Source organism: Phenylobacterium sp. (genome assembly GCF_030654915.1).
In the GTDB taxonomy this organism is placed as follows: domain Bacteria; phylum Pseudomonadota; class Alphaproteobacteria; order Caulobacterales; family Caulobacteraceae; genus Phenylobacterium.
On record NZ_JAURWM010000338.1, the window covers coordinates 1 to 2522 of the forward strand.

Genomic DNA, 2522 nt, shown 5'->3' on the forward strand with positions numbered 1-2522 from the left:
ACTGTTCTAAACGGACCTCTCCTCAAAGGCACTGATGACGAAGGTAGTAGCCAACATCTGTTTCGAACATTAACCAACAAATCCCGCAGTGGATCCGAAGGCCAAGCCGCGACAGAGTATGTACTCGTCAACTTACGGGCGACAGGGCCGCAGGAAGTATCTGCTTGACATGCTGCAAGTGCCGCTCGATGACGGGAACAGCGGTCGAAGCCACCTGCTTCAGGGAAAGGTCTGTGCCCTCTATCGCATAGCCCTTGTGTAGAGCCCAAGCGGTCTGGTGGGCCTCAGCCTGCTGCTGTAGGTACATGTCGTCGAACGCCGCCTTGGGCGCCTTTTTCAGCAGCGCTATCTTCGCTGCGTTCGCGGCCGAGAGCTGTGAGGAAGGCCGCGTGATGGTGCGGTCGTCGTTCTTCAGGGCCGCCATCAGCGCTTTAGTTGTGCCCGCATGTTCGGTGATCATCTGTTGCGCTAACGCCTTTACGTCTTCGCGCTTACTCTTAGTCAGAGCCAGTCGGCTAGACTGTATCTCGTACATGTCGGAGTCGGCCGCCAACTTGACATAGTCAGTAGCCGAGGCCCCGCTCACCGGAGCGATGCCGACTTCGGTCGACGACATGGAGCCACTGTTAGCCATCATGTCTTGTGCGGCGACAGGCCCTGAAATGACGAGAGCCACCGCGCTGGAGAGTATAAGCGATCGAAACATGAATCCTCCTGCTGTAATTCAGATTTCGAACGCGGCAGCGACCAAGCTAGTTCCGCCTAGGACCGGTCAGCGCCTTTGCCACAGAAAGCGGCCCAAAAAGGTCTACCGGACTTTCAAAACCCTCAGCCCTCGCCAGTTCCCGGGAACAGCGAGTTAGGCTACCAAGCTGGCAACGGTGTCTCTGTTTTTTGACGACAGACACAACGCGCCTTAAGCTTTACGGTGAAGCGTTAGACTGAAACGCAGTCCCGGAAATTCCCCTCTGTTCACCAGCTGCAAAAAGCGCGTTCATATGGACGCGGCTAAAGTCGAGAAAGTTCTCATCAAGCTCGTCAGGAATTTCCCCGACTTCCAGCCTGAGGCCTTTTTCACTTGCGGCAAGGTTCACGTTGGTCAGTTCGGAGAGCGTGAGGGATTTCAGCATCGTGTCGAAGCTACGCGCGATGATCTTGAGCCCGCCGACCGGCACCACCACAAATCGAGGCGTGGTGCGGCTGTTCAGCAAGATGAATATGTGCGCCCTGCTGACGGAGGGCGTCGGCGTGCTCAGTAGAGCTTGCGGCGCGACAAAGAAGTTCGCCACAGCGCCGCCGTCTGCGTGCAACTCAGACACCGTATGCCTACCCTGCTCGAATGTCAGCAAGACAGGCGGAAAAACACCCGGAATGCTGGACGATGCAATGAGGATATTCTGAAATAGCTGACGAGACACCGGATCGTTGAGCTGCGCCAAGGCCCCCATGTCCCACACCACCTGAGTCTGCGTATAGAGGCTGGTCGTTGCGACAAAGAGCCGCCGGCCCTTTCGGTGCTCGGCGGCAACGGCCTCGATGAGCGTCGGCGTCACACTGTCGACGATGAGCTTTCTCAACGGTTCCGGCCTAAATATGCCGGGCCGAAGCAGCGCGCCGAGCCCTCTGGATCGAAGTAGATCCTTAGATCGGCCGTCCGTAAAGGCTTGTCTCAGCGCCGGATCGAATGACGGCCCCGCAAAGACGAAAGGAGCGATCAAAGCGCCTGCGCTAACGCCTGTCACCACCGAGAATGCAGGCCTATCCCCGCGCTGGCTCCAACCGTACATTACGCCTGCGCCATAGGCGCCGTTGGCGCCGCCGCCCGACAGGGCGAGCAGCTGAAGTTCGCGTCCCGCCTGCTGGCGCTGCACGTCTGTGACTTCGCTAAGGAAGCGGGTGCGGGTGTCAGGTTCAGCGAAATTGTACCGATAGTTCGGACTCGCGGCGTGCAGCGCTTCGAGGCCATATGGCACGCGGGGAAGGGTCTGACAGCCCGCCAAGACGATAGCAGCCGCCAGTGCTCCAACAAACCTTATCATCCGCTAGGGCTTCGTGGTCGGCAATGCGCCTGCGGTTCGTCGAGCGGAGGCTGGCGGCTTGCACGCCCGGGCCTGTCCGATCCCCTTCAAATAGCTTCTACGCGCAATGCCGGCGGCGATGGCCTCTTGAACCTGACGGTCACGCCGCTCCGCCCCGGAGAGTTTTCTTATCCAACTGCGCATGGGGATGACATCGGAGACAACACTGGCGACTAAGCCGTACGCGCTCTTGCGGTCAATGCCTTTCCCACCTGACTCAGGGGTTCGTTCATCGAAATCGTCGCCCAGAACCTGGTTTAGATTAACGATTTCGTTTCTGAGAGTTGCACAACTGCGCTGGCCAGCCCGCGCATACGGGTTGGCGACGGCCTGCAAGAGGATGGGCGGAATATCGGTTTTGATTAGGTTTGCGTCCCGGAGGGGCGAAGTAACTGCACCTTGCAGGCTTTCACGGCTTTCGTCTGAGGAGGTCATCGGACGTTG

Annotated in this window: 2 protein-coding genes and 1 pseudogene; all 3 read right to left on the reverse strand. The window is 58.6% G+C overall.

Going from position 1 to position 2522, the window contains the following annotated elements:
• Positions 1-127: 127 nt before the first annotated feature.
• On the reverse strand, positions 128-706 hold the full coding sequence (locus tag Q7T84_RS17535; protein WP_304811406.1) for a DUF4142 domain-containing protein: 579 nt from the start codon (positions 704-706) through the stop codon (positions 128-130).
• A gap of 217 nt (positions 707-923) precedes the next feature.
• Entirely contained in the window at positions 924-2039 is a 1116-nt protein-coding gene (locus tag Q7T84_RS17540; RefSeq protein WP_304811408.1) for a patatin-like phospholipase family protein, read from the reverse strand.
• Between the two features lie 3 nt (positions 2040-2042).
• Positions 2043-2522: pseudogene (locus Q7T84_RS17545) on the reverse strand (hypothetical protein); the annotation flags it as partial.